The sequence below is a fragment of the Synechococcus sp. H55.11 genome, from assembly GCF_047462475.1.
GTDB lineage: Bacteria > Cyanobacteriota > Cyanobacteriia > Thermostichales > Thermostichaceae > Thermostichus.
In genome coordinates this window covers 1-3022 of the sequence record NZ_JANSJI010000358.1, presented here as the reverse complement: position 1 = coordinate 3022, position 3022 = coordinate 1, and the positions used below count along the sequence as shown (strand labels likewise).

The following is a 3022-nucleotide window of genomic DNA, read 5'->3' as shown; positions in this document are numbered from 1 at the left end:
AACCGGCCCTGAACGCATTGTTGCCTCGGTTTTGCCCCAGCTAGATTTGAGCGTGGAAGAAATCTTGCAAGCGCGTCGTTCTGTGTAGTGTTCCGTGCTGCATACTTTGCCAGGAGAAACTTATGCCGATTGGAGTGCCCCGCGTTCCCTACCGTCTGCCCGGTGAGCCCTACAGCCAGTGGATCAGCCTCGACGACCGCCTCTACCAAGAGCGGATCTTGTTTATTGGCGAGCCCATCGATGACAATTTGGCCAATACTATCGTGGGGGTGATGCTCTACCTCAACTCCCAAGATCCCCAAAAGGATATTGTGATGTACATCAACTCTCCGGGCGGCTCTGTGACGGCGGGCATGGCCATCTACGACACCATGAACCACATCAAGCCGGACATCGTAACCGTTTGCGTGGGCCAGGCAGCCTCGATGGCGGCCTTTTTGCTGGCTGCCGGCACCAAGGGAAAACGCTTTGCCCTGCCCCACTCCCGCATCATGCTGCACCAGCCTTCTCTGGGCACGATCCAAGGCCAGGCCAGCGATATCGAAATTCGCGCCCGCGAAACTCTGCGGGTCAAACGGCGCATGAATGAGATCTTGGCGCAAACCACCGGCCAACCGCTGGAGAAAATCGAGCGGGATGTGGAGCGAGACTTTTACCTCTCGGCCACGGAAGCCCAGGCTTATGGAATTGTCGACCGGGTGATCCAAGAGCGCTCGGAAGCCATGGCCAGCTAAGGGGGATTTTGGCTCGCCGCAAAAAGAAGACCTGGGCAAGATTCCGAATCAAGCGGAGTGAACCGGGAGATTGGCATCCAGTGAACCGAAAGCATTGGGTCAGAAGGAGCAGTGGATGGGCCGGTCTGCTGGTGTTCCTGCTGTATCCCCCCTATCCAGCTTTGGCTTTGCCCCCGGCTTCTGAGCTCCCTGAGGAGGTGCTGCGGGCTCAGCCAGATTTGCAGGCTCGCTCTCCGGTCGATAATCAGCCCCTCACCGCCGGCGAAGCTCTGCAACTCCAAGCAGCGCTGGGGGCCCGGCCCGAAACCGGATCTGTTTCTCCAGAGGTGGAGCGGCTGATCTTTTTGCTCAGGCTGCGCAAAGGGTTGCGCGACCTGTTTCCTTTTTTGTTCCCATAGCCTTTGATCTGGCCTTCACCCCCTGTTCCCCTCTCCCCAAGGGCGAGGAGGGATCCCTTTCTGGTAGCGGTAGGGGCCGGCGCGGGATCCCCAGGTTTGCTGACCGGTGGTGGCGTCAAAGCCGCGATCCCAGGTGATGAATTCCTGGGCTGTGAGGTCAAACTCGATGTGGATGTAGGTGCTGTCACCGGGGTTGAGACGGCAGCCGCCGCCCGGCAGCATCTGGCCATGAAAGCAGTTGGGACGTTTTTCCACCAAAATGCGGCAGCCGGGCAAATGCTCCAGGTCTGCCAGAGAAAGCTGCGCCAAGCGCTGCGGATCCTGAGAGGCGCCTGCCCAAGCCGCTTGATCCCGCAACTTGTAGTTCTCGATCCGCAAGGGATCCGCCAACAACTGCAGCACTCGGCTGCGGTAAAACCGGCCCGGCGTGTGCTCGTTAAATTGCTCGGTAAAAAAGCCGATCCCCTCTGAAAACAAGCGGGGCAGGCGCACGTACCAGAGGCTGACCGGCACAAACCACACCGGTTCTGCCATGGCTTGGGCGCGGTTGCTGTAGTAGCCTTCTAGCCAATCGGCCAAGGTCTGCAAGTCGGAATCGGCAGTTGCCGCAGCAGAAGCTGTCATGGGCAGGAAAGAGGGTTGCCTGTCTTCAGGGATTTCTCGATTGTACGGCTATGCCAAGGGGGGGTGGGGGCCGAGCAGTAGGGGCCGCCTCGATCTTGTCTGGAGAGGTCAAGATTGGCTTGGCTGGTCATAGCTGTTGTCGCTGCCGCTGTTGCCGCTCCAGGGCCTCGAACAGGGCTTGAAAATTGGCCTCTCCAAAGCCCGTGGCCCGGCCTAGCCGTTGAATGACTTCAAAGAAAAAGGTGGGCCGGCCAAATAGAGGTTGGGTAAACGTTTGCAGCAGAAGGGGACGATCCTGGCCATCAGAGGCGGGCAGGGTGGCATCCAGAAGGATCTGCTGCTCCACCAGGTCTTGCCAGGAGATGGCCTGTCCAAGGGCGGAACGGAGCGCCAACCCCAACTCCCTTTCCAGGCTGGTGTAGTACTGCGGCGGCACCTGCAAAAAGTCCACTCCCCCCTGCCGCAACCGCCGCAGGCTGGCAACGATATCCGGGCTGTGCAGCGCCGCGTGCTGAATGCCCGGGCCACCATGGGCATCCAAAAACTCCTGAATCTGAGAAGCGGCGCAGGTGGGTTCGTTGATGGCCCATTGGATCCCGGCTTCTGGATCCCCTACCACCACGCTTTCCAGGCCAGAGGTGTCGGTGTGGATGCTGTAACGGTACAGATGCCGCCAGCCCAGCACCTGGCCATACCAGTCGGCTGCCGCCTGCAGGGATCCCTGCTCCACGTTCAACACCACGTGATCCCAATGGGAGAACAGGCCTGCTTCCGCAGGGGTGACGTTGGAGGGGCCGGGGACGAGAGAATGCCGGATCCCGTAGGGGGTGTGGAGGCAGAGCGCCGCTGCTGCCGGGATCCATTCCACTGGGGCGCCTCGCCCCCGCAACAGCTCCGCCAAGGCCGGTAGCTCCTGCTCCCCCACCGCCAAAGCCACATCCACCACCCCCGGCGAATGCTGCTGCAAATGGCGATCCACCTCGTCCCCCGCCCGTGCCGGCTGAGACAGGCGCACGCGCAGGGATCCCTGCCGCAGATCCAGGGTGTTGCCGGCCTCGCTTTCCAGTCGGAAGCCCCAAACCCGACAAAAGTGTTCCCGCCAACGGGGCAGATCCCAAAGGTAGAAGTGCAGGTGATGGATCCCTTGGACAATTCGAATGGACTGGTTCATAGAAAGCGCACGGCTAACACGAACGCCAGGTGTTCTGGTGTTTTCCCGGCAGCAGGTAACCGGGGCCGCCCTAACCCAGCATAGGCTGGCCCTTT

General features: G+C 60.6%; 4 protein-coding genes. 2 read left to right on the top strand and 2 right to left on the bottom strand.

The features are described from left to right. Positions 1-122 precede the first annotated feature (122 nt). Positions 123-734, top strand: coding sequence for an ATP-dependent Clp protease proteolytic subunit (locus NW853_RS13670; protein ID WP_414334591.1), 612 nt, complete (start codon positions 123-125; stop codon positions 732-734). Positions 735-814: 80 nt separating this feature from the next. Then, a complete protein-coding gene (locus tag NW853_RS13665) occupies positions 815-1132 on the top strand; it encodes a hypothetical protein (RefSeq protein WP_414349301.1) in 318 nt (105 codons plus the stop codon). Positions 1133-1147: 15 nt separating this feature from the next. Here the strand turns inward: NW853_RS13665 and NW853_RS13660 are convergent, their stop codons facing one another. Together NW853_RS13660 and NW853_RS13655 are read right to left on the bottom strand one after the other, a co-directional pair. Then, on the bottom strand, positions 1148-1756 hold the full coding sequence (locus tag NW853_RS13660; protein WP_414334588.1) for a chromophore lyase CpcT/CpeT: 609 nt from the start codon (positions 1754-1756) through the stop codon (positions 1148-1150). 127 nt (positions 1757-1883) lie between these two features. After that, complete coding sequence (locus NW853_RS13655; protein ID WP_414349300.1) at positions 1884-2927, bottom strand: VOC family protein; 1044 nt, start codon at positions 2925-2927, stop codon at positions 1884-1886. Positions 2928-3022 lie beyond the last annotated feature (95 nt).